Annotated in this window: 15 protein-coding genes and 26 pseudogenes; 13 read left to right on the top strand and 28 right to left on the bottom strand. The window is 73.0% G+C overall.

All coding sequences use genetic code 11. The features are described from left to right. Positions 1–35: 35 nt before the first annotated feature. The 27 genes and pseudogenes from ilvD to UK94_RS55575 all read right to left on the bottom strand — a co-directional run. A pseudogene (gene ilvD, locus UK94_RS17200) lies at positions 36–1,387 on the bottom strand (dihydroxy-acid dehydratase); the annotation flags it as partial. A 21-nt stretch (positions 1,388–1,408) separates the two neighbouring features. Next, positions 1,409–1,454 (bottom strand): annotated as a pseudogene (locus UK94_RS55670) (hypothetical protein); the annotation flags it as partial. Between the two features lies 1 nt (position 1,455). After that, positions 1,456–1,889: dihydroxy-acid dehydratase (locus UK94_RS55665; protein WP_235488432.1), on the bottom strand; the 434-nt coding region annotated here is incomplete at its 3' end. Positions 1,890–2,047: 158 nt separating this feature from the next. Beyond that, positions 2,048–3,166 (bottom strand): hypothetical protein, encoded by a 1,119-nt coding sequence (locus UK94_RS34705; protein ID WP_055750664.1) that lies wholly within the window; start codon positions 3,164–3,166, stop codon positions 2,048–2,050. A gap of 29 nt (positions 3,167–3,195) precedes the next feature. After that, the gene (locus tag UK94_RS17190; RefSeq protein WP_055750663.1) at positions 3,196–3,540 is read right to left on the bottom strand and encodes an antibiotic biosynthesis monooxygenase family protein; all 345 of its coding nucleotides are present in this window, start codon (positions 3,538–3,540) and stop codon (positions 3,196–3,198) included. A gap of 145 nt (positions 3,541–3,685) precedes the next feature. Then, positions 3,686–4,163: pseudogene (locus UK94_RS55660) on the bottom strand (DnaB-like helicase C-terminal domain-containing protein); the annotation flags it as partial. 1 nt (position 4,164) lies between these two features. Further along, positions 4,165–4,366, bottom strand: a pseudogene (locus UK94_RS55655) (DnaB-like helicase C-terminal domain-containing protein); the annotation flags it as partial. Positions 4,367–4,524: 158 nt separating this feature from the next. Beyond that, positions 4,525–4,685, bottom strand: a pseudogene (locus tag UK94_RS55650) (hypothetical protein); the annotation flags it as partial. A 44-nt stretch (positions 4,686–4,729) separates the two neighbouring features. Continuing rightward, positions 4,730–4,990: hypothetical protein (locus tag UK94_RS76170; protein WP_313949537.1), on the bottom strand; the 261-nt coding region annotated here is incomplete at its 3' end. A 611-nt stretch (positions 4,991–5,601) separates the two neighbouring features. Next, on the bottom strand, positions 5,602–6,274 hold a 673-nt coding region (locus UK94_RS55635), incomplete at its 3' end, for a DnaB-like helicase N-terminal domain-containing protein (protein WP_313949531.1). Positions 6,275–6,850: 576 nt separating this feature from the next. Continuing rightward, positions 6,851–7,297: a 50S ribosomal protein L9 gene (gene rplI / locus UK94_RS17180; RefSeq protein ID WP_011607885.1), complete on the bottom strand. Its 447-nt coding sequence runs from the start codon at positions 7,295–7,297 to the stop codon at positions 6,851–6,853. 11 nt (positions 7,298–7,308) lie between these two features. After that, positions 7,309–7,545, bottom strand: coding sequence for a 30S ribosomal protein S18 (gene rpsR, locus UK94_RS17175; protein ID WP_009741495.1), 237 nt, complete (start codon positions 7,543–7,545; stop codon positions 7,309–7,311). 50 nt (positions 7,546–7,595) lie between these two features. Next, positions 7,596–8,156 (bottom strand): single-stranded DNA-binding protein, encoded by a 561-nt coding sequence (locus UK94_RS17170; RefSeq protein ID WP_055750662.1) that lies wholly within the window; start codon positions 8,154–8,156, stop codon positions 7,596–7,598. A 63-nt stretch (positions 8,157–8,219) separates the two neighbouring features. Next, on the bottom strand, positions 8,220–8,546 hold the full coding sequence (rpsF, locus tag UK94_RS17165) for a 30S ribosomal protein S6 (RefSeq protein ID WP_256788871.1): 327 nt from the start codon (positions 8,544–8,546) through the stop codon (positions 8,220–8,222). Between the two features lie 243 nt (positions 8,547–8,789). Further along, the gene (locus tag UK94_RS17160; RefSeq protein ID WP_055750661.1) at positions 8,790–9,053 is read right to left on the bottom strand and encodes a hypothetical protein; all 264 of its coding nucleotides are present in this window, start codon (positions 9,051–9,053) and stop codon (positions 8,790–8,792) included. A 266-nt stretch (positions 9,054–9,319) separates the two neighbouring features. Next, a pseudogene (locus UK94_RS55630) lies at positions 9,320–9,540 on the bottom strand (hypothetical protein); the annotation flags it as partial. Between the two features lies 1 nt (position 9,541). Next, on the bottom strand, positions 9,542–10,591 hold a 1,050-nt coding region (locus UK94_RS17155; RefSeq protein WP_235488363.1), incomplete at its 3' end, for a glycosyltransferase family 39 protein. After that, positions 10,584–12,300: glycosyltransferase 87 family protein (locus UK94_RS17150; protein WP_235488361.1), on the bottom strand; the 1,717-nt coding region annotated here is incomplete at its 5' end. The genes UK94_RS17155 and UK94_RS17150, both read right to left, overlap by 8 nt. A gap of 10 nt (positions 12,301–12,310) precedes the next feature. Beyond that, positions 12,311–12,629, bottom strand: a pseudogene (locus tag UK94_RS55625) (hypothetical protein); the annotation flags it as partial. A 535-nt stretch (positions 12,630–13,164) separates the two neighbouring features. After that, positions 13,165–13,686: pseudogene (locus tag UK94_RS55620) on the bottom strand (penicillin-binding transpeptidase domain-containing protein); the annotation flags it as partial. 1 nt (position 13,687) lies between these two features. Continuing rightward, positions 13,688–13,809, bottom strand: a pseudogene (locus tag UK94_RS55615) (hypothetical protein); the annotation flags it as partial. Between the two features lies 1 nt (position 13,810). Next, positions 13,811–13,859 (bottom strand): annotated as a pseudogene (locus UK94_RS55610) (hypothetical protein); the annotation flags it as partial. Between the two features lie 13 nt (positions 13,860–13,872). Further along, a pseudogene (locus UK94_RS55600) lies at positions 13,873–14,354 on the bottom strand (glycosyl transferase); the annotation flags it as partial. A 1-nt stretch (position 14,355) separates the two neighbouring features. Next, positions 14,356–14,630, bottom strand: a pseudogene (locus UK94_RS55595) (biosynthetic peptidoglycan transglycosylase); the annotation flags it as partial. Positions 14,631–14,651: 21 nt separating this feature from the next. Continuing rightward, positions 14,652–15,052: pseudogene (locus UK94_RS55585) on the bottom strand (transglycosylase domain-containing protein); the annotation flags it as partial. A 2,033-nt stretch (positions 15,053–17,085) separates the two neighbouring features. Further along, positions 17,086–17,317, bottom strand: a pseudogene (locus tag UK94_RS55580) (DUF5318 family protein); the annotation flags it as partial. Between the two features lies 1 nt (position 17,318). Then, positions 17,319–17,490: DUF5318 family protein (locus UK94_RS55575; RefSeq protein ID WP_235488429.1), on the bottom strand; the 172-nt coding region annotated here is incomplete at its 3' end. Positions 17,491–18,100: 610 nt separating this feature from the next. Here UK94_RS55575 and UK94_RS55570 point away from each other — a divergent pair. From UK94_RS55570 to UK94_RS55535, 8 pseudogenes are all read left to right on the top strand, one after another. Beyond that, positions 18,101–18,461 (top strand): annotated as a pseudogene (locus UK94_RS55570) (PadR family transcriptional regulator); the annotation flags it as partial. A gap of 1 nt (position 18,462) precedes the next feature. Next, positions 18,463–18,931 (top strand): annotated as a pseudogene (locus tag UK94_RS55565) (PadR family transcriptional regulator); the annotation flags it as partial. Between the two features lie 118 nt (positions 18,932–19,049). Continuing rightward, positions 19,050–19,226: pseudogene (locus UK94_RS55560) on the top strand (inositol-3-phosphate synthase); the annotation flags it as partial. A gap of 1 nt (position 19,227) precedes the next feature. Further along, positions 19,228–19,575: pseudogene (locus tag UK94_RS55555) on the top strand (inositol-3-phosphate synthase); the annotation flags it as partial. Between the two features lies 1 nt (position 19,576). Continuing rightward, positions 19,577–20,123, top strand: a pseudogene (locus UK94_RS55550) (inositol-3-phosphate synthase); the annotation flags it as partial. Positions 20,124–20,262: 139 nt separating this feature from the next. After that, positions 20,263–20,419: pseudogene (locus tag UK94_RS55545) on the top strand (MFS transporter); the annotation flags it as partial. A gap of 132 nt (positions 20,420–20,551) precedes the next feature. Next, positions 20,552–21,445 (top strand): annotated as a pseudogene (locus UK94_RS55540) (MFS transporter); the annotation flags it as partial. A gap of 8 nt (positions 21,446–21,453) precedes the next feature. Further along, positions 21,454–21,684 (top strand): annotated as a pseudogene (locus UK94_RS55535) (MFS transporter); the annotation flags it as partial. Positions 21,685–21,771: 87 nt separating this feature from the next. Here the strand turns inward: UK94_RS55535 and UK94_RS17120 are convergent. Continuing rightward, on the bottom strand, positions 21,772–23,250 hold the full coding sequence (locus UK94_RS17120; protein WP_041939999.1) for a CCA tRNA nucleotidyltransferase: 1,479 nt from the start codon (positions 23,248–23,250) through the stop codon (positions 21,772–21,774). A gap of 174 nt (positions 23,251–23,424) precedes the next feature. Here UK94_RS17120 and UK94_RS55530 point away from each other — a divergent pair. The 5 genes and pseudogenes from UK94_RS55530 to UK94_RS17110 all read left to right on the top strand — a co-directional run. Continuing rightward, a pseudogene (locus UK94_RS55530) lies at positions 23,425–23,551 on the top strand (NUDIX hydrolase); the annotation flags it as partial. Position 23,552: 1 nt separating this feature from the next. After that, a pseudogene (locus tag UK94_RS55525) lies at positions 23,553–23,666 on the top strand (NUDIX domain-containing protein); the annotation flags it as partial. Position 23,667: 1 nt separating this feature from the next. Further along, positions 23,668–23,895 (top strand): annotated as a pseudogene (locus UK94_RS55520) (NUDIX hydrolase); the annotation flags it as partial. Continuing rightward, positions 23,892–24,384: pseudogene (locus UK94_RS55515) on the top strand (hypothetical protein); the annotation flags it as partial. The pseudogenes UK94_RS55520 and UK94_RS55515, both read left to right, overlap by 4 nt. Position 24,385: 1 nt before the next feature. Next, positions 24,386–26,583, top strand: a 2,198-nt coding sequence (locus UK94_RS17110; RefSeq protein WP_235488359.1) for a DUF6049 family protein, incomplete at both ends; no start/stop codon positions are given.

Below are 26,583 nucleotides of genomic sequence, written 5' to 3'. Positions count from 1 at the left end.
CAGCCGCAGCTGCGTCCGTCGCGGCCGCCTCGGCGTCAGCCGCCGAGGAGGCTGACGTCGCGGGCGGCGCCGGTCGACGCCGAGGTCGCCATCGCGGCGTAGGCGCGCAGGGCCGCCGAGACGGCGCGCTCCCGGTTCGCCGGCCGGTAGCCGCCGGCTGCCTCCAGCTCGGCACGGCGCCGCGCCAGTTCCTCGTCCGAGACGAGCAGTTCCAGCCGGCGCGTCGGAATGTCGATGTCGATGACGTCACCGTCACGGACGAGGGCGATCGTGCCGCCGTGCGCCGCCTCCGGCGAGACGTGGCCGATCGACAGGCCCGAGCTCCCGCCGGAGAACCGGCCGTCGGTGATCAGCGCGCACTTGGGCCCGAGCCCCCGCCCCTTGAGGAAGGCGGTCGGGTAGAGCATCTCCTGCATGCCGGGGCCGCCGCGGGGACCCTCGTACCGGACGATGATCACGTCGCCGGGCTGGACCCGCTTGTTGAGGATGGCGTCGACCGCGTCCTCCTGGCTTTCGACGACGAGCGCCGGGCCGCGGAAGGACCACTGGCTTTCGTCCACCCCGGCGGTCTTGACGACCGCGCCGTCGGTGGCGAGGTTGCCGAACAGGACGGCGAGGCCACCCTCGGCGGAGTAGGCGTGCTCGACGGAGCGGATGCAGCCGTTCTCCGCGTCGGTGTCGAGGGAGTCCCAGCGGTTGGTCGAGCTGAACGGCTCGATCGTGCGCACCCCGCCCGGCGCCGCGTGGAACAGCTCGACGGCGTCCGGCGACGGCTGCGCGCCGCGGACGTCCCAGCGGTCGAGGAACTCCCGCAGGCTGGCCGCGTGCACCGAGTGGGTGTTCCGGTCGAGCAGGCCGGCCCGGTCCAGCTCGCCGAGGATCGCCGGGATCCCGCCGGCCCGGTGCACGTCCTCCATGTAGTAGTGGGTGGAGCTGGGAGCGACCTTGCACAGGCAGGGCACGGTGCGCGAGATCTGGTCGATGTCGGCGAGCGTGACGTCGACGCCGGCCTCGACGGCGGCGGCGAGCAGGTGCAGCACGGTGTTCGTCGAGCCGCCCATGGCCACGTCCACGGCGAACGCGTTACGGAACGCAGCCGCCGTCGCGATCGAGCGGGGCAGGACGGCCTCGTCGTCCTTCTCGTAGTAGCGCCGGGCCAGGTCGACGACGAGGCGGCCGGCCTCGACGAACAGCTCGCGGCGGGCGGCGGCGGTGGCCAGTGTCGAGCCGTTGCCCGGCAGGGACAGGCCCATCGCCTCGGTCAGGCAGTTCATCGAGTTCGCGGTGAACATGCCCGAGCAGGAGCCGCAGGTCGGGCAGGCCGACCGCTCGATCGTCGACAGGTCGCCGTCGGAGACCTCCGGGTTCACCGCCGCGGACATCGCCGNGATGAGGTCGAGCTTCGACNGGGCGGTGCCGCCGGAGATCACCGCGTTGCCGGACTCCATCGCCCCNCCGGAGACGAACACGGTCGGGATGTTGAGCCGCAGTGCCGCGAGCAGCATGCCCGGTGTGATCTTGTCGCAGTTGGAGATGCAGACCAGCGCGTCGGCGCAGTGCGCGTTGACCATGTACTCGACGCTGTCGGCGATGATCTCCCGCGACGGCAGGGAGTACAGCATCCCGCCGTGTCCCATCGCGATGCCGTCGTCGACCGCGATCGTGTTGAACTCCCGGCCCACTCCCCCGGACTCCGCCACCGCCTCCGCGACCAGGGCGCCGAGGTTACGCAGGTGCACGTGGCCCGGCACGAACTGGGTGAAGCTGTTCGCGATGGCGATGATCGGCTTACCGAAGTCGTCATCGGTCATGCCGGTCGCGCGCCACAGGGCGCGGGCCCCGGCCATGTTCCGGCCATGCGTGGTGGTACGGGAGCGGAGTGCGGGCATCTCGACCTCGGACGTCACGACGGCTACGCCCCGACGGGGCCGCCGGCAGCGGACTGGCGATGTCACGACGGTACGCCACATCCCGGGCGCCACCCTTGAGGACGCCAGGCGGGCAGGCGCTCTGGCGTCGAGGTCGAGGTCGGGTGACCGGGGACCGGTCAGCCGTCGGAGTCGGGTTCGTCGGGAGCCGACCGTGGCTGGCGTGAAGACGCGTCACCCGGACGCTGCCCGGGCGGCGGGGCCGCCCAGGGGTAGCCGGCGATCCGCCGCCCGCCGCCCCGTCGACCCGTCGGGCCGGGCGGCGAACCGGCGCCGGTCGCCGGCCCGCCGTCGGACCCACCGACCGGCGTGGTCGGATCGGCCGGGCCGTCGAGATCGTCCCCGCCGCCCGGGCCGGCCGCGGTGTCCGTGAGCCCGTCGAAGGTCGGCGGGTAATCGGGGATCGGCGGGATCGGTGGCAAGTCGGGGATCGGTGGAAAGTCGGGAATGGGGGGGAAGTCGGGGTCCGACCGGTGCCCGGCCAGCGGCGGGTAGTCCGGGATCGACGGGAAGTCCGGTCCGGGCGGGCCGTCCTCGACCCCCGGTGGGCGGGCGTCGGGCTTCCCGGGAGGGGTCCTGTCGCGACCACCGGTCGCCGGGCCGCCCGTCGGCGCGCCCGGCCAACCTGGAGGCCCGGGCTGACCCGGGCCTCCAGGTTGGCCAGCCTGCCCCGGAAAGCCGCGCTGACCGGGATAGCCGGGCTGACCGGGATAGCCCGCCTGACCGGGAAAACCGGGCTGACCCGGATAGCCAGCTTGACCTGGATGGCCCGCCTGACCGGGAAAACCGGGCTGACCCGGATAGCCTGCCTGACCCGGAAAACCGGGCTGACCCGGATAGCCCGGATAGCCGAGCTGACCCGGAGGGCCGATCGGCTGACCGGGGTAACCTGCCGGCTGATGACCGCCGGGTCCCGGCTGGCCGGGCTGCGGCGGGCCGCCGCGGGCCCCCTTCCGGCTGGTCGGGGGCCGGTGGCGGCGCCACCGGTCCCTGATCAGCCAGACGAGTCCCAGCGAGGCGGCGGTGCCGGCGATCGGCCCCACCGAGGCTCGCGCGATGAGTAGGAAGAGGGTCAGGACGCCGGTGAAGACGTAGCCGGTGACGAAGAAGACGAACGGGCGGACCTTGAACCTGGTGATCTGCTCGCGGAGCAGGATCGCCAGGAACAGCCAGATGAGGAAGCCGAAGAAGCCGGCCATCAACGGCGCGACGAACAGAAACCCGAAGAACGTTCCCATGGTCAGGGGTCCAGACGGTCGCGGGCTGGTCAGACCGGGTCGGGGCCGGCCGGGACGTCCACCCCGTGCACCACGGACGGCGGCCCGGCGAAGTACGGCCCAAGCGCCGCGCGCCAGCGGACGAAACGGTCGGATTCGCGGAAGTTCTTCAGGTGGCTGTCCAGGTCGTCCCACTCGACCAGCAGCACGAAGCTGGACGGCGACTCGATGCCCCGCGTCAGCCGCGCGGACCGGCAGCCGGGCGTGCCGACCACCTCCGTGCGCGCCTCCCGGTAGGCGGCGGCGAACTTCTCCTCGGTGCCGGGCTGCACGTCGATCCGGGCGATCTCCAGAACGCCCGGCCCCTCGGCTCCGCTGTCCCCGCCGTCACTCACCGGCCGTCCCCTCGATGCGCCGCATGGTCCCGGTCATCCCCGGGTNCCGGCTGTCCCGCGTTCCCGGTCGCCATAGCGCCCAGTGTGTCACCGTCCGGGGATCGTGGTCCGCCGACCGGGGCAGGTGGGCACCGGCCGGCAGGGGTCAGTTGGCCATGTCGACGAATCTCGAGTAGTGCCCCTGGAAGGCGACGGTGACGGTGCCGGTCGGCCCGTTGCGATGCTTGGCGATGATGAGGTCCGCCTCGCCGGCGCGCGCCGACTCCTTCTCGACCGTGTCCTCCCGGTAGAGCAGGATGACCGCGTCGGCGTCCTGCTCGAGGCTGCCGGACTCGCGCAGGTCGGAGACCTGGGGGCGCTTGTCGGCGCGTTGCTCGGAGGCGCGGTTGAGCTGCGAGATCGCGACCACCGGCACGTCGAGCTCCTTGGCCAGCAGCTTCAGCGACCGCGAGATCTCGCTGACCTCCTGCTGGCGACTCTCGACCTTCTTCGGCGACGACATCAGCTGCAGGTAGTCGAGGATGACCAGACGCAGCTCGTTGCGCTGCTTGAGCCGACGGGCCTTGGCCCGGATCTCCATCATCGTCAGGTGCGGGCTGTCGTCGATGAACAGCGGTGCCTCGNCCACCTCGCCCATCCGCCGGGCCAACCTGGCCCAGTCGTCGTCGGTGAGCCGACCGGTGCGGATGTTCTGCAGCGACACCCGCGCCTCGGCCGACAGCAGCCGCATGGTGATCTCCATGCGGCTCATCTCCAACGAGAAGATGACCGAGGTCAGCCCGTTCTTGATCGACGCTGCCCGGGCGAAGTCCAAGCCGAGCGTCGAGTTGTGGGTCGGGATACAGGTCTCGCCCGCGAGGTAGAGGTGATCGGGACTGTCGACCTCGACGCACCGGACCGGCACAGACGCGATCGGTCGGACGTCCGTGATGTACCGCACCNCGGCCGCCGGGTGTCCGGTCGGCCGCAGTCGGGCGGCCTTGNGCGCAAGCCGGAAGACCTGATCCTGGGGAGCGAAGTTCACCGTGAAACAGGTGGACGTCTTCTCCGACCGGCCCCGCGTCCGCGTCGTCGTGACGGTCGCCCGACAGCCCAGCGAGAGAACGAGCTCACGGACCTCTCGGGCCAGCCTCGGGTTGGTGGTGNCGAACTGGGCGGTCGACCCGTTGCTCGCGACGGTGCCGTCGGNGTCCAGCAGGCCTGCCAGCAGGTCACGGCGTTGCTGCTCGCTCGCCCGCAGATAGCCGGCCGGGATGTGCCTGTCGCCCAGCACACCGAGGGTGCGCAGCCGGGCCTGCAACGTCCCGGCCCGGGCGTGGCAGGAACGGCAACGCGGCCCGAAACCGGTGGTCCGGCCCCCGCAGTCCACGCAGCTTCGCACCGAGAGCGGCTCCGCGAGGAAACGCAGCTTGCCCCCGCAGGACTGGCCACAGGTGCGGACGCCGGGCATCGCGGCGGTGAACGGCCGCCCGCACACCGTGCAGGCCCTCTCGGTCGCCGCGGACCGCCGCAGCCCCGGTCGATGTCTCGCACTGGTGCTGCCCACGACCTCGTGTCCCCGGCGCCGGATCTCCTCGGAAATCTCCGGATCAGCCGAGGTCAGGCTCGCACAGGCCGCCGTTCCGTCACCGAGCCAGGATCCCAGCACATACGGATCGACCGGCAGGTCGACCGCCGGCAGCTGGAACGGGCCGGCGACACGCACCGCATGGGTGCACCGGCGATCGGCAGTCCGACAACGCAGAGTGCGAGCGATCTCCTCCGTGGTGACCGGTCTGGTGAGCGTCGCGGTGCGGGAGCCCGAACGAACCGGACCGTCACGGCGAGGCTCCGCCCGGGTCTGCGTGATCCACTGATGCTGTCCGTCCGCCACGATCACGGACCCGTCGGAGAACTCGACCTCGTAGCACGGCCGGCCGTGCATCACGTCGGTGGCGGCGACCACGCGCGTCGGCCGCCCGTCGGCACCGATGAGCATGTCGCCGACGGCGACGCGGCCCATCGTCGTCCAGCCGGTCGGGGTGGGGAGCGCAGTCCCGAGGGCCAGCGCCTTACCGACGNCCGGGCGGGCCGCGACGATCCAGAGCTGGCCGCCGTGCAGGCCGTTGGTCAGCTCGTCGAGGTCCACGAAGCCGGTCGGCACGCCGGTCAGCGCGCCCTCGCCGCGGCCCTGGATCGACTCGATCTCCTCCAGGGCCGGGTTGAGCAGCTCTCCCAGCGGCAGGTAGTCGTCGTTCGCCCGCCGCTCGGTGACCTCGTACACGGCGGCCTGAGCGCGATCCACGACGTCGCTGACGTCGGGGGCGGCGCCGAAGGCGAGCTGGACGATGCGGGTGCCGGCCTCGGCGAGGCGGCGCAGGACCGCCTTCTCGGCGACGATGCGCGCGTAGTAACCGGCGTTCGCCGCGGTGGGCACGCTCGAGATCAGGGTGTGCATGTACCCCGGCCCGCCGACCCGTTCCAGCAGGTCGCGGCGGCTGAGCTCGGCCGCGACACTGATGACGTCGGCGGGCTCGCCCCGGCCGTACAGGTCGCCGATGACCTCGTAGACGAGTCCGTGGGCCGGGCGGTAGAAGTCCGCCATCCGCAGGACCTCGACGACGTCGGCGATGGCGTCCTTCGACAGCAGCATGCCGCCGAGCACGCTCTGCTCGGCCGGGAGGTCGTGGGGCGGGGTCCGCTCGAACTCCGCGCCGCCGCCTGCGCCGCCGCGCGAGATCTCCGTGACGCTCACGACGCACCCTCCCCGCTCTCCCGCAGATCCAGATTCGAACACATGTTCGTACACATCGGGGCTGCGGTCAACGGGCCACGCCACCGCGCCCAGCAGATCTCGGCCACTCGTCGACCCCCGTCACGCCGCGTCCGACACGGCGACCGCCANGCGACCCGGGTACCGGCGAGCGGCCGTTGAGCTGGCCGGGCGAGTCCGGCTGACCCAGTGTGGAGGGTCCGACCATACGGATCGACGAGCACCCCCACCAAAAAGTTATCCACAGGCCCATGTGGAAAAGCTGTGGGTAACCTGCCGGAACCTGGGGAGGAGCTCGGGACAGCGGCTCACACCCTGTGGAAAACAAGGATCACAAGGCCGAGGGTCCGCAGGCACCGCAAGCACAGCCGACCCGCCTCCTGTGGATAAAACAAGGCGGAAGAAAGTTCGCGGCGGACCGGTCCCGCAACGACGAACTCCCCCGGACCGAGGACCACCACTGGGGTGGGTCGGCCGGGGGAGTTCGTCAGTCCGGGGCATCCGCGCCTCGGCGGCGAGGCGGCAGTGCCGCCTTGCCCGAGGGCGGTGCCGCCGGTCCTAGGCCTTCTTGACCTGGAGCTTCACCGACGCCGTCACCTCGGGGTGAAGGTGGACGGCAACGGTGTACGCCCCGAGCGACTTGATCGGCGTGGTCAGTTCGACCCGCCGACGGTCCAGCTCGGGACCGCCCGCCGCGGTGACGGCCTCGACCACGTCGGCCGCCGTCACCGAGCCGAACAGCCGGCCTTCCTTGCCGGCCCGGCTGATCAGCTCGACCTTGAGGCCGCCGAGCTGGCCGGCGATCTCCTGGGCGTGGCCGAGGTCGCGGACCGCCCGAGCCGAGCGGGCCCGCTTGATCTGCTCGACCTGGCGCTCCGCGCCCTTCGTCGCGAGGATCGCGTACTTGCGCGGCACCAGGTAGTTGCGCCCGTAGCCGTTGGCGACCTCGACGATGTCACCCGGGCTGCCGAGGCCGGGGACCTCCTGGGTCAGGATGAGCTTCATCCCGCCACCCCCTAGCGGGCCGAGGCGGTGTAGGGCAGCAGCGCCATCTCGCGGCTGTTCTTCACCGCCGTCGCCACGTCGCGCTGGTGCTGGCTGCAGTTGCCGCTCACCCGCCGGGCACGGATCTTGCCCCGGTCCGAGATGTACTTGCGCAGCAGCGAGGTGTCCTTGAAGTCGATGTACTCGACCTTGTCCTTACAGAAGACGCAAACCTTCTTCTTGGGCTTGCGCACGGCCGCCTTGGCCACGGATGTGCTCCTACCTCGTTGTGTCGACCGCGAGGACGACGAGCGCCCGCTCAAAACGGAGGCTCGTCTGAGTAGCCACCGGCCGGCTGCTGCGACCAGGGGTCATCATTCGGGACTCCGCCGGCCGGCGCACCGGAGGGGACGCCGGCGGGCGCACCGAAGCCGCCGCCAGTGCCGCCACCGCCGCTGTAGCCACCGCCACCACCGCCGTAACCGCCACCACCGCCACCACCACTGCCGCCACCGCGGGCGGCGCGGACGACCTTGGCGGTCGCGTAACGCAGGCTGGGGCCGACCTCGTCGACCTCGAGTTCAATCACAGTGCGCTTCTCACCCTCGCGAGTCTCGAACGAGCGCTGCTTGAGCCGGCCCGTGACGATGACCCGGGCGCCCTTCTGCAGCGACTCGGCGACGTGCTCGGCGGCCTGACGCCAGATGGAACAGCGCAGGAACAGCGCCTCGCCGTCTTTCCACTCGTTGGTCTGGCGGTCCAGCGTGCGCGGCGTGGAGGCGATGGTGAAGCTCGCCACCGCGGCGCCGTTCGACGTGAACCGCAGCTCGGGGTCGCTGGTCAGGTTGCCAACGACGGTGATGACCGTCTCACCGGCCACGGGCGCCCTCCCGGATGTCGGCGGTCCACGACGGCGCGCAGATCGCCGTCACCGCGGACCAGGTCATGCCGCCACCCGGCGGCTCTGGCGAGGCTTCTTCGGCTCGGGAAGCCGGATGACCTTCGTGCGGATGACCGACTCGTTCAGAACGAGCTGACGGTCGAGCTCGGCGACCACGTCCGGCTCCGCGTGCAGGTCGATCACCGCGTAGATGCCCTCGTTGCTCTTGGCGATCTCGTAGGCGAGCCGGCGCCGGCCCCAGATGTCGACCTTCTCGACCACGCCGCCGCCCTGCCGGACGACGCCGAGGTACTGGTCGAGAGACGGCGCAACGGTGCGTTCCTCGAGATCCGCGTCGAGGATCACCATGAGTTCGTAATGACGTGCCAAGGGTGAACCCACCTCCTGTGGACTCAGCGGCCACGGATTCTCCGTGGCAGGAGGAGCCGTGGATCGGGTCTGCGCCGACGCGGACGAGCGCGGCCGCGCTGATCCAGGAGGGACCGCGCACCGNCACATCCGGACGGTCGGCAGTGCACTGCGGCCGCTCGCGGCAGGCTGACGATCCCGAGGAGATCGCCGGCTGACCAGCGAACAAACGCGTGCCCCGACGCACGGCGTGTCTCNACGAGCTTACTCGATCCTTTTCGGCACCCCGGGCGCCCCGACGACCAGGACCACACGCAGCCAGGCGGTCGCCACCCCGGCCAGGCAGACGAGATCAACCGAGACGAGCAACCCACGCAGGTGCCGTGACGGGGTGGGATCCGCGATCGCCAGCCCGAGCACGGCGAGCGCGGCCAGGCCCGCGAGCCCGGCCGCCAGGTGGGCGAGGGAGCGCGGACCCAGGCCCGCGCCGCCGTCCGACCGGCCGCCGTCCGACCGACCACCGCCCAAGCGACCACCGCCCAAGCCCAGACCGTCCGAGCGACCGCCGTCTGCGCGAACGCCGTTCGAGCGCACACCGTCTGCGCGGTCCGCAGAGGCGTCCGCGCCGGCCCCGGATCCGGCGTCGGGTCGACCCGGCCGGGGATCCCCGGTATCCACCGCATCGCCCTTTCGTCACGTGGCCCCGACGCGGCGACACGCGCGTCAGCGACATCGTNGCGCATCCCCCGCCCGCAGGGTCGTACCACCGCGCCGACATGCGGCACGTCGCCGGGTCAGTCGACCCACTGGCCCTGGGTGAAGGCGATGACCAGCGTCGCCATCACGGGGGCGCACAGAAGCAGGTACACCGGCGCGACCCGGGGACTGCGCGCGGCAGCCCGCGCGAGCAGCAGGTAGAGCGGAAAGGCGACCAGGATTCCGCGAATCCCCGAGGCGTAGTAGTTCGTGCAGGCCATGATCGTGGTCATCACGCCGACGAAGGTCGCCTCCCCCCNCCTCCGGCCGATCAGCAGGACGACCGTCAGCAGCACGCCGACGACCACCGCGAGCAGCTCCCCCCGCCAGAACCACACGAAGGTCGACGCCCCGTTGCCGTCGGTCGCCGACGACCAGGTGGTCGCCCACCCGGACCAGGGCCAGTCGGTGCCGCGATGCCAGCCGTCGCGCATGGCGTCGGTGTAGGCCCCCCAGCCGCCGGTGCGCGCGCGCAGGTAGCCCAGGTAGGCGAGGACGGGGATCGGCGGAAGGGCCAGCGCGAGCGCCGGCCAGGCGAACACCGGCCGTCCCGCGGCACGGCGGCCGACGACGTACTGCACGGCGAGCGCCACGCCGAAGGCGACGCCGCTGATCCGCGTGCTCGCCGCCCCCGCGCCGAGCAGGCCGGCCAGCCACCAGCGCTGCCGGCGGGCGGCCAGCCAGGACGCCGTCGCGAACGCCAGGAACAGCCCCTCCGAATAGGCGGCGAACAGGAACACCGCGTACGGGAAGGAGATCAGGCTGACGACGGCGAACCTCGCGGCCGGGGCCCCCACCTCGTCCGCGGCCAGCCGCCAGAGCGCGGCCGCGGTGACGGCGCCGGCGAGCAGGGAGACGACGAGACCGGCGACGATCCAGTCCGGCACGACGAGATGGACGAGGCGGATGGCCAGCGGCAGGCCCGGGAAGTCGACCTCGGTGCGGTCCGAGTAGGCGGGGGAGAGATAGCCGTACCGGGCGACCTTGGTGAACAGGCCGACGTCCCAGTGGTCCCAGAGGGTGCGCAGCCCGGGGGCGTCGCGGGCCGGGCGCGAGGTCAGCGCCCTCGCGGCGGCGAGGGAGAGCAGCGCGACGGCGATCCGGCTGCCGAGCCAGAGCGGCAGCGTGGCCCGAACGGACTCCGGCAGGCGGGACCAGGCCGCACGGGCGGTGTGGATGCCCCGAGCGGACGGATTCCGCGCGGCGGAGGTGCCCTCCGGCTCGGCCAGATGGCCCCGACCGGATGGGATCGCCGGGTGGGACGGCTCGGCGGCGTCGGCGGACGGATCCTGAGAGGCCGCCTCAGCCACCAGCGGATCCGCTTCCGTCGGGGTCCGGGCTGTCGAGGGTGTCCGACCGGTTCTGCCGCGGCCGGAACAGCGCCCCCGGTTCCAGCGGCGCGAGCTCCGGCCGCGGGGCGGACTCGCCTGCCGGCCCCGCTGCGGGCGACGCGTCGACCGCGGTCGGCGAGGCCGTGACGGCTGCCGGCGAGGCCGTGACGGCTGCCGGCTCCGGGACGCCACGCGCCGGCCTCGTCGGCCGGCCCCGCCAGCCACCGCGCACGTCAGGCGCGTGATCCAGGAAGCCTCCGGCCGGGTCGTCCACCGCGTCCGGGTCCAGCCCCGCCGCCGGCTGATCCACGGCGAGTCGGTCGGCCGGGTCGAGCGACCCGTCGGCCCGCACCACATCCGCCCGCGGATGCAGGATCTCCCGCACCACGAACGCCGCCAGGACGAGCAGCACCAGGTCGCGCAGCGCCACCGCGCCCACGAACCAGCCCCGGTCGATCCCGCGCCGGCCCTGGGTGTCGTTGTAGATGAAATGCATGAAGCGGGTGAACAGGACCCACGCCTCGCAGGCCTGCCAGAGCAGGAACAGCCGCCACCGCGGCCGGGCCAGCGCGACCAGGGGGAGCAGCCAGATCGTGTACTGCGGCGAGAAGACCTTGTTGCTCAGCAGGAACGCGACGACCAGTAGGAACAGCACCTGGGGCAGCCGCGGCCGGCGCGGCGCGAACCAGGTGAGCAGCCCGATCGCGACGACCGCGACCACCAGGGTCGCGGCGGTGATGATGTTCAGTGTCCCGATGGGCAGGCCGTGCTCGCGGATGCCCTGCAGGACCAGCGGGACGCCGATCGCGACGGTCCCCCACGCCGCCACCGCCGAGGCGGCGACGAGGCGGCGGGTGTCCGGGCGGTGCACGATGAGCGCCGCCGCCACCGCCAGGACGACGACCGCCGTCACCGCGCAGACCACCAGGTGCAACGGGCCGAACCAGGCGGGGTCGTGACGGTCGGCGAGCCAGGTCGCGCCGAAGGCCACCGAGTCCCAGTCGGCGCCCCGGTCGGAGTTCAGGTCGATGAACCGGGCGAGACCGTTGCGGGCCCCGTCCGGGCCCCCGCCGACCAGGCGCAGCCAGTCCCCGCCGCGCCAGAAGGTCGTCCAGATGCTGTCGCCGACCTTGTTGCCCTGCTCGTTGAAGTAGCCGGCGGACAGCCACAACGGCACGATGACGACGATCACCGTCACGATCGCCGTGGTGACGGTCTTCGCCAGCTCCCGCATCTTCCCGGCCCGCAGGCAGAGAAAGCCCAGCCCGAGCAGGAACAGCACCGGGTACAGCTTGGTGAGGATGCCCAGGCCGAGCAGCAGGCCGGCCAGCCGCGGTGCCCGTCTGGACCAGGCGAGCAGACCGCCGGCCGCGAACGCCACCGCGAGGATGTCCCAGTTCGTCAGCAGATGCAGGACCAGCGCGGGCGCCAGCGCGAACAGCGCCGCGTCCCAGACCCGCCGGGATCCGGCCGTCAGCGCGGTGCAGAGCACCGCCACGCACGCGGCGACCATGAACAGCAGCGCCGTGAGGTCGTAGAAGACGGCCGAGCGCCGGTCCATCGTGTAGTGGTCGAACACCCGGCGGCCGTTGTCGTCCCGGTAGACCGCCTTCGGGCCGGAGGCGTGGCCCGCGGGCCAGGAGATGAGGGCCATCGCCGCGCCGATCAGCGGCGGGTACTCCGTCGGGNAGTCCAGGNAGGGGATCTTCCCGTCGACCAGGCCCTCCTGGCTGTAGAGGGCGACGACGTCCGAGTAGCACAGCGCGCTGTACTGGTGCTCGTGCGTCCAGGTGCGGGTGTCCCGACAGCCGATCTTCTGCGTGTAGCCGAGCACGCTGGCCACGATGACCAGGGCCATCAGCACGCGCAGCGGGGTCAGCCAGGTCCGCCGGTCCGCCAGGACCGCGTGTTCGCCGGGCGGCCCGCCGATGAGCTGGCTCGCGCCCGCCACGACCGGGTCCTCCCGGGCCGGGCTGACGCGGGCGGGAGACGCCGGTGTCGTGGCCATGCGGGTCATTGTGGTACACGGCCAGGCGGGCGTCCGACCTCACCCGCGCGGAGCGCGAGAAGCGGTCCCGGGTGCGGAACCGCTGGACGGACCGGTGGACGGACCACCCCCCGCCGCGGCGGATTCGGGATTGCGGGTGCGCATCTCGACGACACCCCGATGTCCCGAACCCGCCGGCGCGGTCGGCCCACCGGTCACCCCAAAGGGTCCCCGAAGAGCCCCGTCGGTCTGGGCGAACCGTTCGGGCGGTTCGCACCGCCGGGCTGCTGCGGCTGCTGCTGCTGCGGTTGCTGCGGCTGCTGCTGCTGGCCGCCGCCGTTCCCGCCGAACAGGCCGCCCAGCAGATCGGTGAGGCCCGACGTCGGCGCGGCGCTCGGAGTGTCCGTCGGCGTGGGCGTGGGGTCCGGCTCGTTGTCCTGGACCAGTCCACCGAACGCCGGCGGGTCGAACGTCGACTTCGGGACCCCCTGCAGGGCCGCGTCCATGAAGGCCTTCCAGACCCTGGCCGGCAGAGTTCCGCCGTACACCCCGTCCGCCGCACCCNGGATGCCCTTGAGCTGGTCGGTGTTCAGGCCCTTGCCGCGGAACATGTCGACGCAGGAGGCGATCTCCTTCGTGTATCCGCAGAACCAGGCAGACCGGAAGTCGGTCGAGGTACCGGTCTTCCCGGCGGCCTCGCGGCCACCGGCGAGCGCGGCCCGGTGCCCGGTACCGCTCGGATCGGTGATCACGCTCTGCAGCGCGTAGGTCGCGTCCCGGGCGACCGAGCTCGGGATGGCCTGCTTCGCGTTCTGGTCGGCACCCGAGTAGATCACCTGGCCGCTGCCGTCCACGACCTTGTCCACCATGTGGGGTTTGGCCCGCACCCCGTTGCTGGCGAGGACCGCGTAGACCGACGTCATGTCGATGGGGTAGACGTTGTCCTTGCCCAGGGTGATACCGGCAACCGGTTCCAACGTGGTCGAGTCACGGATGCCCAGGTTGCGCGCGGTGGAGATGACGTTGTTGACGCCGATGTTCTGGCCGAGCGGCACGAACACGGTGTTGATCGAGGCGGCGGTCGCCTNGATGAGGTTCTTGTAGCCGAGGTCGCCGCCTTCGCTCTCGTCGTTGCCGACCTCGTAACCGGGGAGAACCGCCTTGGCGGGCGCCGCGAACGTCGACTTCAGGTTGATGTTCTTCTGGAGCGNGGCCACCAGGGTGATCGTCTTGAAGGTCGACGCGGACTGCACCTGCGCCNTGGCCACGTTGNCCTCGTACTGCTCGCGGCCCTGCGCATCCTTGCCGTAGAGCGACCCTCCGTACCAGGCAAGGATGCGGCCGGTCCCGGGTTCGACCGCGGACAGGCCGGTCCGCAGATCCGGCACCGCCGCATAGGCGGTGCTCAGCACGCTGGTGACCGCGTTGAACGCGGCCATCTGGCGACCCTTGTCGATCGTGGTGGTGATGCGCAGGCCACCGCGGTTGATCTGGTCGTCGGTGATCCCCCCCGCCTTCAGCTCACGCTTCACCTCGTCGCGGATGTAGGCGACCTGGGCGGAGGTGGTGGTGGAGTCGCTCGCCATGGCGGCGACCGGTGGGGGCTGCTCGCCGGTGATGGACGCGGGCGCCCAGCCCTTCGCGGCCATCGTCGCGACGACGTCATGCCAGCGGTTGGCCGCCGGGCCCGGATTCTTCGCCGGATCGAGGTAGTTCGGCGATCGGATCAGGCCCGCGATCACCGCACCCTGCTGGNCCGTGAGGTTCGCGGCCGTCGTGTTGTAGTACGCCTTCGCCGCGGCCTCGATGCCGTAGGCACCGCGGCCGAAGTAGATCGTGTTCAGGTAGAACTCGAGGATCTGGTCCTTGGAGTACTTGCGGTCCAGCTTCACCGCGAGGACGATCTCCCGCATCTTGCGGCTGAACGTGCGTTCCTGGCTCAGGTAGGCGTTCTTCGCGTACTGCTGAGTGATCGTCGAGCCGCCCTGGAGCTCGCCACCGGTGACGTTGACGTAGAGCGCCCGGGCGATGNCCTTCGGCGAGATGCCGGGNTCGCTGTAGAAGTTCTTGTCCTCGGCCGCGAGCACCGCGTGCTGCATGTCCTTGGACACCTGGGCCAGCGGCACGTCGGTGCGGTTCACCGTCCCGATGCGCGCGAGCTCGTCGCCGGTGCCCTGGTTCGACCCGGCCGGCGGGCCGTAGAAGATGATCGAAGTCTGGTCGGTCTTCACCTCGCCGGGCAGCGGCACCCGGGTCGCCGCGTAGACGACGGCGACGCCGGCGGCGAACAGCAGGATCGACGAGAAGACCCCGGCCAGCACGAGCCGGCGCAGCCAGCGGGGCCGCCGCCGCCACCACTTCGGGCCACGACGTCCCTCGCCCGGTCGGCGGGAACGACCGCCGCCCGGGCCGCCGGGCCCGTCGGGTCCGCCCGGTCCGTCCGGACCTCCCATCGCCGCCCGGGACGAGCGCGTGGGCGCCCCGCGCCCCGGCCCGGTGCGCGCGGACGCGGGCGCGGGCGCGGGCCGGCGGGCACCGGATCCCCCCGGGCCGGTGCGGCCCTCGGCCGCCTCCAGCTCGCCGACCCGCAACGCCATCCGTTCGGTCGCCCGGGTGGGCCGGTCACGGCGCCGCCCGGCGACCCGGCGCACCGGCGTCACCTCCGTCATCCCGGCACCGTCCGCCGCGCCTCGCCCAGCCTGCTCCGCCGTCACCTTGCGGTAGACGGTCGCATCGGCGGTGCGTTCGCTGACGTCGACCCGGCGCAGTGCCGCCTGGTCGACGGTGTCGTAGAGCGTGTTCACCTTCGCCGAGGTCCGCGGCGCGCCTGCGGCCCGATCGCGTCCCGCCGGTGGCGGCGGTGGGCCGGACGGGCGGTCCAGCTCGGGCCCACCACGGTCGCCGGCTCCGGGCATCCCACCCGAGCGACGGTCCGGCACACCCCGACCCCCCGTGCGCTCCCGTCCCCGCCCGCCGCGGACGGCGGGCTCGTCGCCGGCCGGCCGGTCGGCCCGGCGACGTGGATCGGTTCCGTCCCCGCCCACGGGCGGCTGATCGGGGCGGGCGCCACCCCTCGGGTCCACCGCCGGGACAAACGGCCCGGCCGCGACCGCGCGGGTGGCTCCCGCGTCGCGAGGCCGGCCGGTCTCGCGGAACGTCGCCGGATCACGGGGGGCTCCCGCGACGCGGCCGGGTGCGTCGGATGGTGTCTGCCGGCCCGCCGCGCGGGTCGCGGGCCATTCGGGTGCGCCGCCGGGCAGCGACCGCTCGACCGCCGCCCGGTCGGGCGTTCCCCGGTCGGGCGTTCCCCGCTCCGGTGCCCGCCCGGGGCTGGCAACCCGCTCGGGGGCGGCGCCCCGCTCGGGGGAGATACCACGCTCGGAGGAGACACCACGCCCGGACGCGCGGCCGGCCCGCTCGTCGGCGACGGGATCGGGACCGGGACCGGGCGGCACCCCACGACCGGCGGCCCGGGCCACCGAGCCGTGGTCGGGTACCCAGCCGGCGGTCGGGATCGCCGCGGCGCCGGCACCCGGGCGCCGGTCGGGCTGCGCCGCCTCGACGGGAGCCACCGCACGAGGCGGCGGTCCCCCGACACGTCCGGCGGGACCGGCCGCCCCCGCCCGACCGACGACTCCCTGCGACCCGACGACTCCCTGCGACCCGCCGGCTCCGGGTGGCCCGGCAACTCCCGCTGGCCCGGCAACTCCCGCTGGCCCGGCAACTCCCGCTGGCCCGGCGGATCCGGCAGGCCCGGCAGGCCCGGCGGATCCGGCAGGCGGCACCAGCGCGGTGCGCTCGCCGCGTCCCGCTGCGGGTCGACCGGCCGCCGGTACCAGGGCGGTGCGCTCGCCGCGGGGGCGGTCGACCGACGGCGGGCCGTCGTGGCCGGCCCGGGCAGGCGAATCCGGCCGATCCGGCTGGCCGGCTCGGGCAATCCGGTCGGGCCTGGCCCGATCGGGGGACGCCTCCTGAGGCTGGCCGGGTTCGGACCGCATCGGGTCCGCATCCGGGCCGCCCCGGTAGGCGCCTCGGTCGTAGGGAGAGCTCACCGACCGCTCCATCCGTCGCTCTGGGACTCCCCGGTCGCCGCTCCGCCACAGGGGACGGGCCGGCACCCCCGACCGCTACCGAAGGTCCGGCCCCCACCGGTCCGATCCGGCCGGAACCCGGCTGTGGGGGAGGTCGACGNCCTCAGGCCCTGGGCAGGAGTCGGCCGANCAGACAGGACCGGGCCATCCGCCGGGCTCACCCCGGCAAGGTCACGAAACGGAACCACTCGTGGTCGGCACCACGCCTGGACCCGTCGCGACACCCACATGGCAGACCAGGATCTCACGCCAGATTCCGCCCGCTCGCGCAGGGCGCCCGGAGCGCCGTCGCGTCGCAGCGCCCAGCGCCGCGGCGCGGCCGGAGAACAGAGGGTTCGAGGGGAGCGCGCAGAGACGCGGTGGAGGGGAGCNGGGGAGGGCGGGAAACGCCGCCGTCAGGTGTCGGCGGCTCGGCGGTGCTGGCGCTTCGCCTTCGGCTCGCCGGTGCCGATCACGTAGGACGTGATCAGATGGTTCCACCCGCACGGACGGCACACCTCGACGACGTAGACCCGCAGCTCGCTGTACCTCGCCGCGAGCGCCGGGAGGTCCTTCGTCGCCCGCACGCGGCCGGAGCTCTCCCCAAGTTCGTCACCGTAGGTGTAGGTGACGTGGATGAGCGGATCGNCACCGCGGCAGACCGGGCACCGCTTGCTGGTCGGCTCGCCGTGGTACTTGGCGGCGCGCAGCAGGTACGGGTGCGCGTCACAGACGTCGAGCGAGGACACCCGCCCCGCGAACAGATCCGCGAGCGTCGCCCGGCGGGCGAGCGCGTAGTCGATGACCGACCGCGACCGCATGTTCCAACGGTACGCCGCGGACGTGTTCCAGGCAGATGGTCCGGACAGATGGTCACCGAACGGACTGCCGGCCGCCACCCGCGCGACGGNCGGGCCCGCGCTCCCCGGGCGGGGCCGCGACCACTGTGAGCCGGATGACACTGTGACGCCGCCCCTACTCACGGCGAGGTCGCCCGGTGGGCACCGCCAGCCTCAGCCCGGTCCCGCGGGCCCGTGGGCCTCGCCTGGGCTGGACCCCGATCACCCCTGCGACCAGGCAGTTCCCGGGGCGGCCGCCGGCTGCGGCGAGATCACGGGGGACCGGGTCACGCCAGCCCCGGGCCGCGAGCGGAAGGGGCCGCGCCGCGACGCCGCCCGGAGGTGGAGGTGTCGTTGTGTCATCTCCTGGTCGCCGGATGGTCATTCCTGGTTGCGGCGCTCGTCCCGAGACGTCTATCCTCGATGTATCGCTTCGATATGTCGGCGCGACAGTATCGACTCGGCAGTACGGGGCGACGGCACGAGCGNGACGCAGCGGGCAGCGCCGCACAGCCGGGAGCGCCACGCAGCGAGGCGGCAGACCGCGAGGCGATCAGGCCTGCGGCCGGGCACGGTCGAAGGAGGGTGGGTCATGCTGGAACTGGCGGTTCTCGCCCTGCTCTCCGAGAGCCCGATGCACGGTTACGAGCTGCGCAAGCGGCTGGCCGCGGTCCTCGGCGCGTTCCATCGGTTCAGCTACGGCTCGCTCTACCCCTGCCTGCGCCGCCTCGCGGACGCCGGGTACGTCACCGCGGACGACGTCAGCGCGACGACCCGGCTCGGCGGGCGCAGTCGGGTCGTCTACACGCTGACCGGCGAGGGCAAGGAGAAGCTCGCCGAGCTGCTCGGTGAGGGTGGCCCGTCCTCCTGGGAGGACGAGATGTTCGGCGTGCGGTTCGCCTTCTTCGCGAAGACGGACGCCGCCGTCCGCCTGCGCATCCTGGAGGGGCGCCNGGGCCGGCTCGAGGAGCGCCGGGAGAAGGTCCGTTCGGCCCTGACCAGGACCGTCGAGCGGTTCGACACCTACACGCTCGAGCTGCAGCGCCATGGGCTCGAGTCGGTGGAACGCGAGGTCCGGTGGCTCAACGAGCTGATCGAGACGGAGCGGGCCAGCGCCCCGGCGGGGTTCACGGAACCACAGTTGTCCACAGCGTCCACAGGGTTGTCCACAGCTCCATCCACAGGATCGGAGCCATCCACAGGATCGGAGCCGGGCACGCTCCCCCCTCCCGCTCGTGGCGGCGGGACGGGGCGCCGGCCGGTCAGGCCGGCCCGAGCGGGCCGGACGGCCCGGCGGGACGGACGCGGCACCTATCTCGACGGCACGCACGGCGGCAACGACGGCGACGCGCGCGACCGGAACAGGCACGCCCCGGCCGAGGCCGGCCCGGACCCCGACGGTGAGGTTCCGGCCGGTCGGTGAGTGGCACCGCGCAGCGGCGCCCGCTCCCTGCCCTTCGGCTGGTGGGCGGCGCCGCGGCGGGCCGTATGCCCCGAATATTTCCACTTCCATAGAAATCGCAGCTAAGGAGCAGACCGTCATGGGTTCGGTACGTGTCGCCATCGTCGGCGTAGGCAACTGCGCCGCCTCGCTGGTCCAGGGGGTCGAGTACTACCGCGGCGCCGACCCGTCGGCGCAGGTCCCCGGGCTGATGCACGTGACGCTTGGCGACTACCACGTCTCCGACCTGACGTTCGTCGCCGCGTTCGACGTGGACNCCAAGAAGGTCGGCCGCGATCTCTCCGAGGCCATCGTCGCCAGCGAGAACAACACCATCAAGATCGCTGACGTGCCGCCGCTGGGCATCACCGTCTCCCGGGGGCACACCCTCGACGGCCTCGGCCGTTACTACCGGGAGACCATCGAGGAGTCCGACGAGACGCCGGTCGACGTCGTCGCCACCCTGCGGGAGTCCCGCGCCGACGTGCTCGTCTGCTACCTGCCGGTGGGTTCCGAGGACGCCGCGAAGTTCTACGCCCAGTGCGCCATCGACGCCGGGGTCGGCTTCATCAACTGCCTGCCGGTGTTCATCGCCGGCGTCCCCGAGTGGGCCGAGAAGTTCCGGGNCGCGGGCGTGCCGATCGTCGGCGACGACATCAAGTCGCAGGTCGGCGCCACCATCACCCACCGGGTGATGGCGAAGCTCTTCGAGGACCGCGGCGTCGTCCTCGACCGCACGATGCAGCTCAACGTCGGCGGCAACATGGACTTCAAGAACATGCTCGAGCGCGACCGGCTCGAGTCGAAGAAGATCTCCAAGACGCAGGCCGTGACCTCCCAGGTCTCCCACGACCTCGGCAAGGACAACGTGCACATCGGGCCGTCGGACTACGTGGCCTGGCTCGACGACCGCAAGTGGGCCTACGTCCGGCTCGAGGGTCGCGCGTTCGGCGACGTCCCGCTGAACCTGGAGTACAAGCTCGAGGTCTGGGACTCCCCCAACAGCGCCGGCGTGGTCATCGACGCGGTGCGCTGCGCCAAGATCGCCCTGGACCGGGGCATCGGCGGGCCGATCCTGTCCGCCTCGTCGTACTTCATGAAGTCCCCGCCGGAGCAGTACCGCGACAACGAGGCCCGCGACAAGGTCGAGGCGTTCATCCGCAACGAGGGCTGATCGGGGCGTCGGGTTCGGTCGTCCGGAGGGGGCGGCCGAACCCGACGGCACCACCCGGCCACGCCGCGACCGGCTCGACCGGGCCTNCGCAGGAGCACCGGTGACCTGAGTCGGGCCGGGTGGCCCTACGCTGACAGGCGTGGCATGGTCGGCGAACCTCCGCGAGCTGCTCGGCGGCCGCGGGTTCCGGATGCTGTACGCGGCCCGGCTCACCTCCCAGGCCGCCGACGGCGTCTTCCAGGCGACCCTCGTGAGCTACGTGCTGTTCTCCCCCGAGCGGGCGACGTCCGCGGGGGNGCTGGCCTCGTCCCTGGCGATCGTCGTGCTGCCCTTCAGCGTGATCGGCCCGTTCGCGGGCATCGTGCTCGACCGGACGTCCCGCCAGCGGGTGCTCGTGGTCAGCTCGCTCGTGCGGATGGTCCTCATGNCCATCCTGGTGGTCCTCATCGCCGCCGGGCGTACCGGCGTCGACTTCTACGCGGTGGCGCTCGCGTCGGTGAGTGTGAACCGTTTCGTCCTGGCGGCGTTGTCCGCCGGGCTGCCCGTCGTCGTCGACGTCGACCGCCTCGTCACCGCCAACGCCCTGTCGGTCACCTCCGGCACCGTCGCGACCCTGCTCGGCGCCGGCCTCGGCAGCGGGGTGCGGGGCCTCGTCGGCGGCGACGACCGGACGGTGGCCCTCGTCGCGGGCCTGGCGGCGATCGCCTACCTGTTGGCGATGGTGACGGCGGCGCGCTCCGGCCGGGACGATTTCGGGCCCGTGGTCGCTGTGCCCTGGCAGGGAGCCTGGCGGCAGGCCACCGAGGTCGTCGCCGACATGGTCGACGGCGCCCGCTACCTCGCCGGCCACGGCCCGGCGCGCCGCGCGCTCGCCGCGCTGACCAGCTCGCGGGCGGCCTACGGGCTGGTCCTCGTGATGACGGTGCTGCTGTACCGCAACTACTTCACCGGCAGCGAGGGCGGGCTGACCGGCCTCGCCGCCGTCGTGACCGCCAGCGGGGTCGGCACCGTCACCGCCGCCCTCGTGACCCCGCGGGCCACCCGGCGGATGCCGAAATCGAGCTGGATCACGCTGGTCCTGGTGTTCGGGGGCGTCGTCGAGGTGGTGCTCGGCCTGCCCTTCAGGGCTCCCCTGTTCATCGTCGCCGGCGCGCTGCTCGGGTTCTCCGCCCAGGCCAGCAAGATCTGCGTGGACACGATCGTCCAGGAGCAGACCGACGACGCCTACCGCGGCCGCGCCTTCTCGCTCTACGACCTGTTGTTCAACGTCGCCTTCGTGGCCGCGGCGGCGCTCGCCGCCGTCGTCCTGCCCGACGACGGCCNCTCGGCNGCGGTGGTCGTCGTCGCCGGGCTGGGCTACGCGCTGGCCGGGCTGGTGTACTACCGGGCCGCCCGCCGGCATCCCGAGGACCGGGTGATCCGCGGCGTGGGCGACGGACCACCGAGGCCGCATCCGGCCGTTCCCCCGCCCGGCGGTCCCGCCGACCCGGTCGATCCGACCGACTCCACCGGACGGATCAACCCGATCATCTCGGCGGGGCCGGCCGAGAGCCGCAGCTGACCCACCCCGACAGCCCCACAGCCCCACAGCCCCGACAGCGCCGACAGCGCCCGCTGCCCCCGGCCGCGTCGTCCCCCGGTCGGGCGGTCAGGCGTCCGGGATCGGCACCTCGTGCTCGCGGGCCCACCGGAACAGCTCCGCCTCGGCCGCCTCGCGTCCGACGAGGCCGCACTCGAAGCGGAACTCCAGCATGTGCGCGCGGGCCTGGCCCACCAGGCGCGACGGGGCAAGCCCCAGCAGCGCCATGATGTCGTCGCCGGACAGCTCCGGCCGGATCGCCGCGATCTCCTCCCGCGCGGCGAGGTCCGCGATCCGTTCCTCCAGCGAGTCGTAGGTACGCGACAGCGCCGCCGCCTTACGCCGGTTGCGGGTGGTGCAGTCGGAGCGGACCAGCTTGTGCAGCCGGGTGAGCTGGGGGCCGGCGTCGTGGACGTAGCGACGCACGGCCGCGTCCGTCCACTCGCCCTCGCCGTAGCCGTGGAACCGCAGGTGCAGGTAGACGAGCCGGCAGATGGCGTCCGTGACGTCCTTGGGGAAGTGCAGGGCGGCCAGCCGGCGCCGCGTCATGTCCCGGCCGACGACCTCGTGGTGGTGAAACGACACCCGGCCGCCCGGGATGTGCCGCCGGGTGCGCGGCTTGCCGATGTCGTGCAGCAGCGCCGCCCAGCGCAGCACCTCGTCGGGCGCGCCCGGCTCCTCCAGGGCGATCGCCTGGCGCAGCACGGTCAGCGTGTGCGCGTACACGTCCTTGTGCTGGTGGTGCTCGTCGATCTCCATCCGCATCGCCGCGACCTCGGGCAGCACGATGTCGGCGACGCCGATCTCGACGAGCCGCTCCAGGCCCGCCACCGGATCGGCGGCGAGGAGGAGCTTGCGCAGCTCGTCCCGGATCCGCTCGGGGGAGACGATCGCGAGCCGCTCGGTCCGCGCGCGCATTGCCTCGACCAGCTCGGGCACCGGGGTCAGCCCGAGGGTCGCCTCGAACCGGGCCGCGCGCAGGATGCGCAGCGGGTCGTCGTCGAACGACGCCGCCGGGCTCGCCGGGGTGCGCAGCACGCCGCGGGCGAGGTCGGCCATCCCGCCGAACAGGTCGACGAAGTCGTGGCCCGGGACCGACACCGCCATCGCGTTGACGGTGAAGTCCCGGCGGGACAGGTCCGCCTCCAGGCTGTCGCCGTAGGTGACCTGCGGGTTGCGGGACTGCCGGTCGTACGCCTCGCTGCGGTAGGTGGTGATCTCGAAGCGCAGGCCGCGACGGGCGAGCCCGACCGTGCCGAAGGCGATCCCCGCCTCCCAGGTGGCCTCCGCCCAGCCCCGGGTGATCTCCAGAACCCGCTCGGGCCGGGCGTCCGTGGCGAAGTCGAGGTCGGCCGGGGCGCCGCCGGCGCCCGTGGCACCCGTGGTGGGCCGGCCGAGCAGGGCGTCGCGGACCGACCCGCCGACGAGGTGCAGCAGGTGGCCGTGCGCGGCGAACACGCGCCCGAGCTCGTCCGCGGCCGGCGGCACCCTGAGCAGCTCACTCACCACCCGTTCGGCCGAGTCGCGCGGGTTGTCCAGACTGATCACTGACACACCTTCAGGTTACGGGGTTGGACGCGGTGAACCGGCACCTGGACGGACTGGGGACGATCACATCGCGGCCGCGGTGGCGCGGTTGCGACCACCCGGAGCAACGGGCACAACCGGGACGTTGCGGGCACACGGGCCGGCCGGGGGACCCGCGCCTCGTACGATCAATCCATGCCGCCGTCGACCTCCTCTACCGGTCGCGCTCCGCTGCCCCGGGTGGAGGAGACCTCGGCGGGCGGCCTCATTCTCGACCAGTGCTCCACGGACGCCTCCGCCGCGCTCATCGCCCGCCGGGATCNCCATGGGCGCCTGTTGTGGCTGCTGCCCAAGGGGCACGTCGAGGCCGGCGAGACCACCGAGCAGGCCGCCGTGCGCGAGGTCAGCGAGGAGACCGGGCTGACCGGGTCCGTCCTNGGCCGGCTGGGCACCATCGACTTCTGGTTCGTCGCCGGGGGGACACGCATCCACAAGACGGTGCACCACTTCCTGCTGCTGCGCAGCGTCGGCTCGCTGTCGGACGCCGACATCGAGGTGGATGCCGTGGCCTGGGTCCCGCTGGCCGAGGTCGCCGGGCGCCTCGCCTACGCCGACGAGCGGCGCCTGCTCGACGAGGTGCCCGTCGTGCTGGCCGCGACCGCATGACGGCGCCGCACCGGCCCGCGCTACGGGCGCGGCGGCGCTCGGCCGCCGGCGGCCGGCGCTGGGCGACCCGGCTCGCCGCCCTGGCGCTGCTCGCCCTCGTCGTCCCGGTGGCCGGCGGCTCCGCGGCGGGCGCGGCGATCCGCGGCGGGCTCGTGGAACGGATCGCCCGACCGGATTCATCCACAGGATCACCACGGTCTTCCACAGCTTCATCCACAGACGAACCGGGAAATTCACGACCTTCTTCATCGGGATCGACGCCGTCGTCCACCGGTGCGGGCAACCCGGTGACCGTCACCCTCACCGAGGTGCAGGCACCGCCGGCCGGCTCGTCCGTCGTGTCCGTGCAGGGGACGCTGGCCACCTCGGCGGACCAGCCCCTGACCGACCTGCGGATGAGCCTGTGGATCGGCTCCGCGCCGGTGACCTCCCGCGGGCAGCTCGAGACCCTGGCCGGCAGTACCGTCGCGGCCCGCGCCCTGACCACCCNGCAGCTCGCCCTCGCGAGCGGCGACCGCTCACAGCCGCTGACGGATCCGCCCGTCCGCGGCACCGATCCGGTTCCCTTCATGATCACCGGAGACCTCGGTGGTGCGGCCCCGCCGGCGCGGGCCGGCGCCTACCCGCTGCGGGTCCTGGTCACGGGTTCCATCGGCGGGAGGGCCACGAGTCCGCTCGGCGCGGCGTACACCTTCGTGGTCCGCTCGTCCGGCCAGCAGCAGCGAACCCCGGTGGCGGTGGTCCTGCCGCTCGCCGACCAGCCCCGCCTGCGCTCGGACGGCCTGCTGACCGACAACGTGCTCGCCGACGAGGTGAAGCCGGGCGGCAGGTTGTACCGACTGCTCGACGCGGCCCGCACGACCGTCACCGCCGAGGGCCGGCCCGCGGTCACGCTCGCCGTCGACCCGACGCTGGTGCAGGCGCTGCAGGCCATGACGAACCCGGACGGCTACCACTACGCCAGCCCCGGCGGCGGCGCGGAGGGGGTGAAGGAGACGCAGAGCTCCAGCGCCGCCCAGTTCCTCAACGACATCAGGGGCTTCGCCGAAGCCGGCGGCGCGGTCTTCGCCCTGCCCTACGGCGACGCCGACCTGGCCGCCCTGGTCCACGCCCAGAAGCTGGACACGGTGAGCTACGCCGTCAACACTGGCCAGGTCGTGCTGGCCGCCCTGCTGAAACGAGACCCTCGGCAGATGGAACGCGTCGCCTACCCCGTCGACGGGCTCGCCGACGCCGCCACCGTGGACGTGTTGCGCCAGTTGCAGGTCGGGACCGTGCTCCTCGACGACCGCTCGCTGCGCCCCCGGTCCAGCGCCACCTACACACCGTCGGCAACCTACGAGCTGCCGACGTCGGCCGGCCCGATCCGGGCGCTCGCCACCGACCACCGCCTCGCCGAGATCGCCACCTCCTTCGACGGCCGAGCCGACGGGCCCAGCGCCGGGGGCGTCCTGGCGCACCTGCGGGCCGAGCTCGCCACGATCACCGCCGAGAGGTCCGAACCCCGGTTCCAGGTCCTCGCCCTGCCACGGGACTGGGCCCCCCCCACGGACGACTGGGCCAGGCAGGTGCTGGGGACGATCGACAGCGACTACTCCACGCCGGTCCCGCTCGACGGCGGCGCCGGTCAGAACCAGCCGCCGCCCCGTCGCGGCGCGCTGGTCTACCCGGCCGACGCGCAGGCCCGGGAGCTGCCCGCCACCTACCTCGACGCGGTCACGAGCGTCCGTGACGAGGCGCGGGCGCTGGGGCCGGTACTCTGCCCACCGCTCAAGTCCCCTCCCACCTGCCAGGTCGACAGGGTCAACCCGATGAGCGACGCACTTGTCACAGCGACCTCCGTCGCCTGGCGCGGGGGGCGCATGGTCGACGGTGTGTCGCTGAGCCAGCAGGTGGACGGGGACGTGTCCGCGATCCGCAACGGCATCCAGGTGGTGGCCTCCCGCAGTGTCAACCTGACGAGCAAGCACGGGCTGGTGCCGATCACGCTCGAGAACAACACGAAGTTCGAGGTCACCGTCGTGCTCGCCTTCTCCTCGACCCACTCCCGGCTCCGCTCGCCGGCCCGCGAGACCCGCACCCTCCCCTCGGGGCAGAAGGCCCAGATCGAGATCGAGGTGGACGCCGAGGGAGCGGGGACCTTCCCGCTGGAGATCCGCCGCCTCAACCTCGACGGCCAGGCCCTGTCGACCGATCCCCCGACGCGCGTGCTCGTCCGCTCCACCGTCTACGGCGCCATCGCCACGGCCATCACCATCGGCGCGGTCAGCGTGCTGCTGCTGGCCGTCGTGATCCGCCTCGCCCGCCGGCTGCGGCCGGGCGCGCGCCGCGCCGCCGACTCCGCCGGCGGCGCCCCCCCACCGGTCGCCGGCGCCACGGCGGCCCCGGACGGCACGGCGATCCTGAGCGGCACGACGGCCCTGAGCGGCACGACGGCCCTGAGCGGCACGACGGCCCTGAGCGGCACGACGGCTCCGAGCGGCACGACGGCTCCGGACGGCCGGATGGACCCGGGTACCGGCGCGGCAGGCGGCGCGGCGCTGCCGGGCCGCCCCGGGAGCGAGTCCGACACCGCCCGGCCGCCTCTGCGGCGGGCTGGTCGACGGGCGCCCCGACCACCGACCTCTCCTACGCCGCGCGTCGCGGGCCGGCCAGCGCGCCCGCCGCCCGCGGCCTGGCGCCCGGGAC

The sequence above is a fragment of the Frankia sp. AvcI1 genome, from assembly GCF_001420875.1.
GTDB classification, from domain to species: Bacteria; Actinomycetota; Actinomycetes; order Frankiales; family Frankiaceae; genus Frankia; species Frankia alni.
This window is presented reverse-complemented; position numbering and strand designations above follow the sequence as displayed.

Excerpts from the sequence above, each read along its gene's own strand:
- UK94_RS34705 (WP_055750664.1), bottom strand. The coding sequence starts at position 3,166 with ATGGGAACGTTCTTCGGGTTTCTGTTCGTCGCGCCGTTGATGGCCGGC.
- rplI (WP_011607885.1), bottom strand. The coding sequence starts at position 7,297 with ATGAAGCTCATCCTGACCCAGGAGGTCCCCGGCCTCGGCAGCCCGGGT.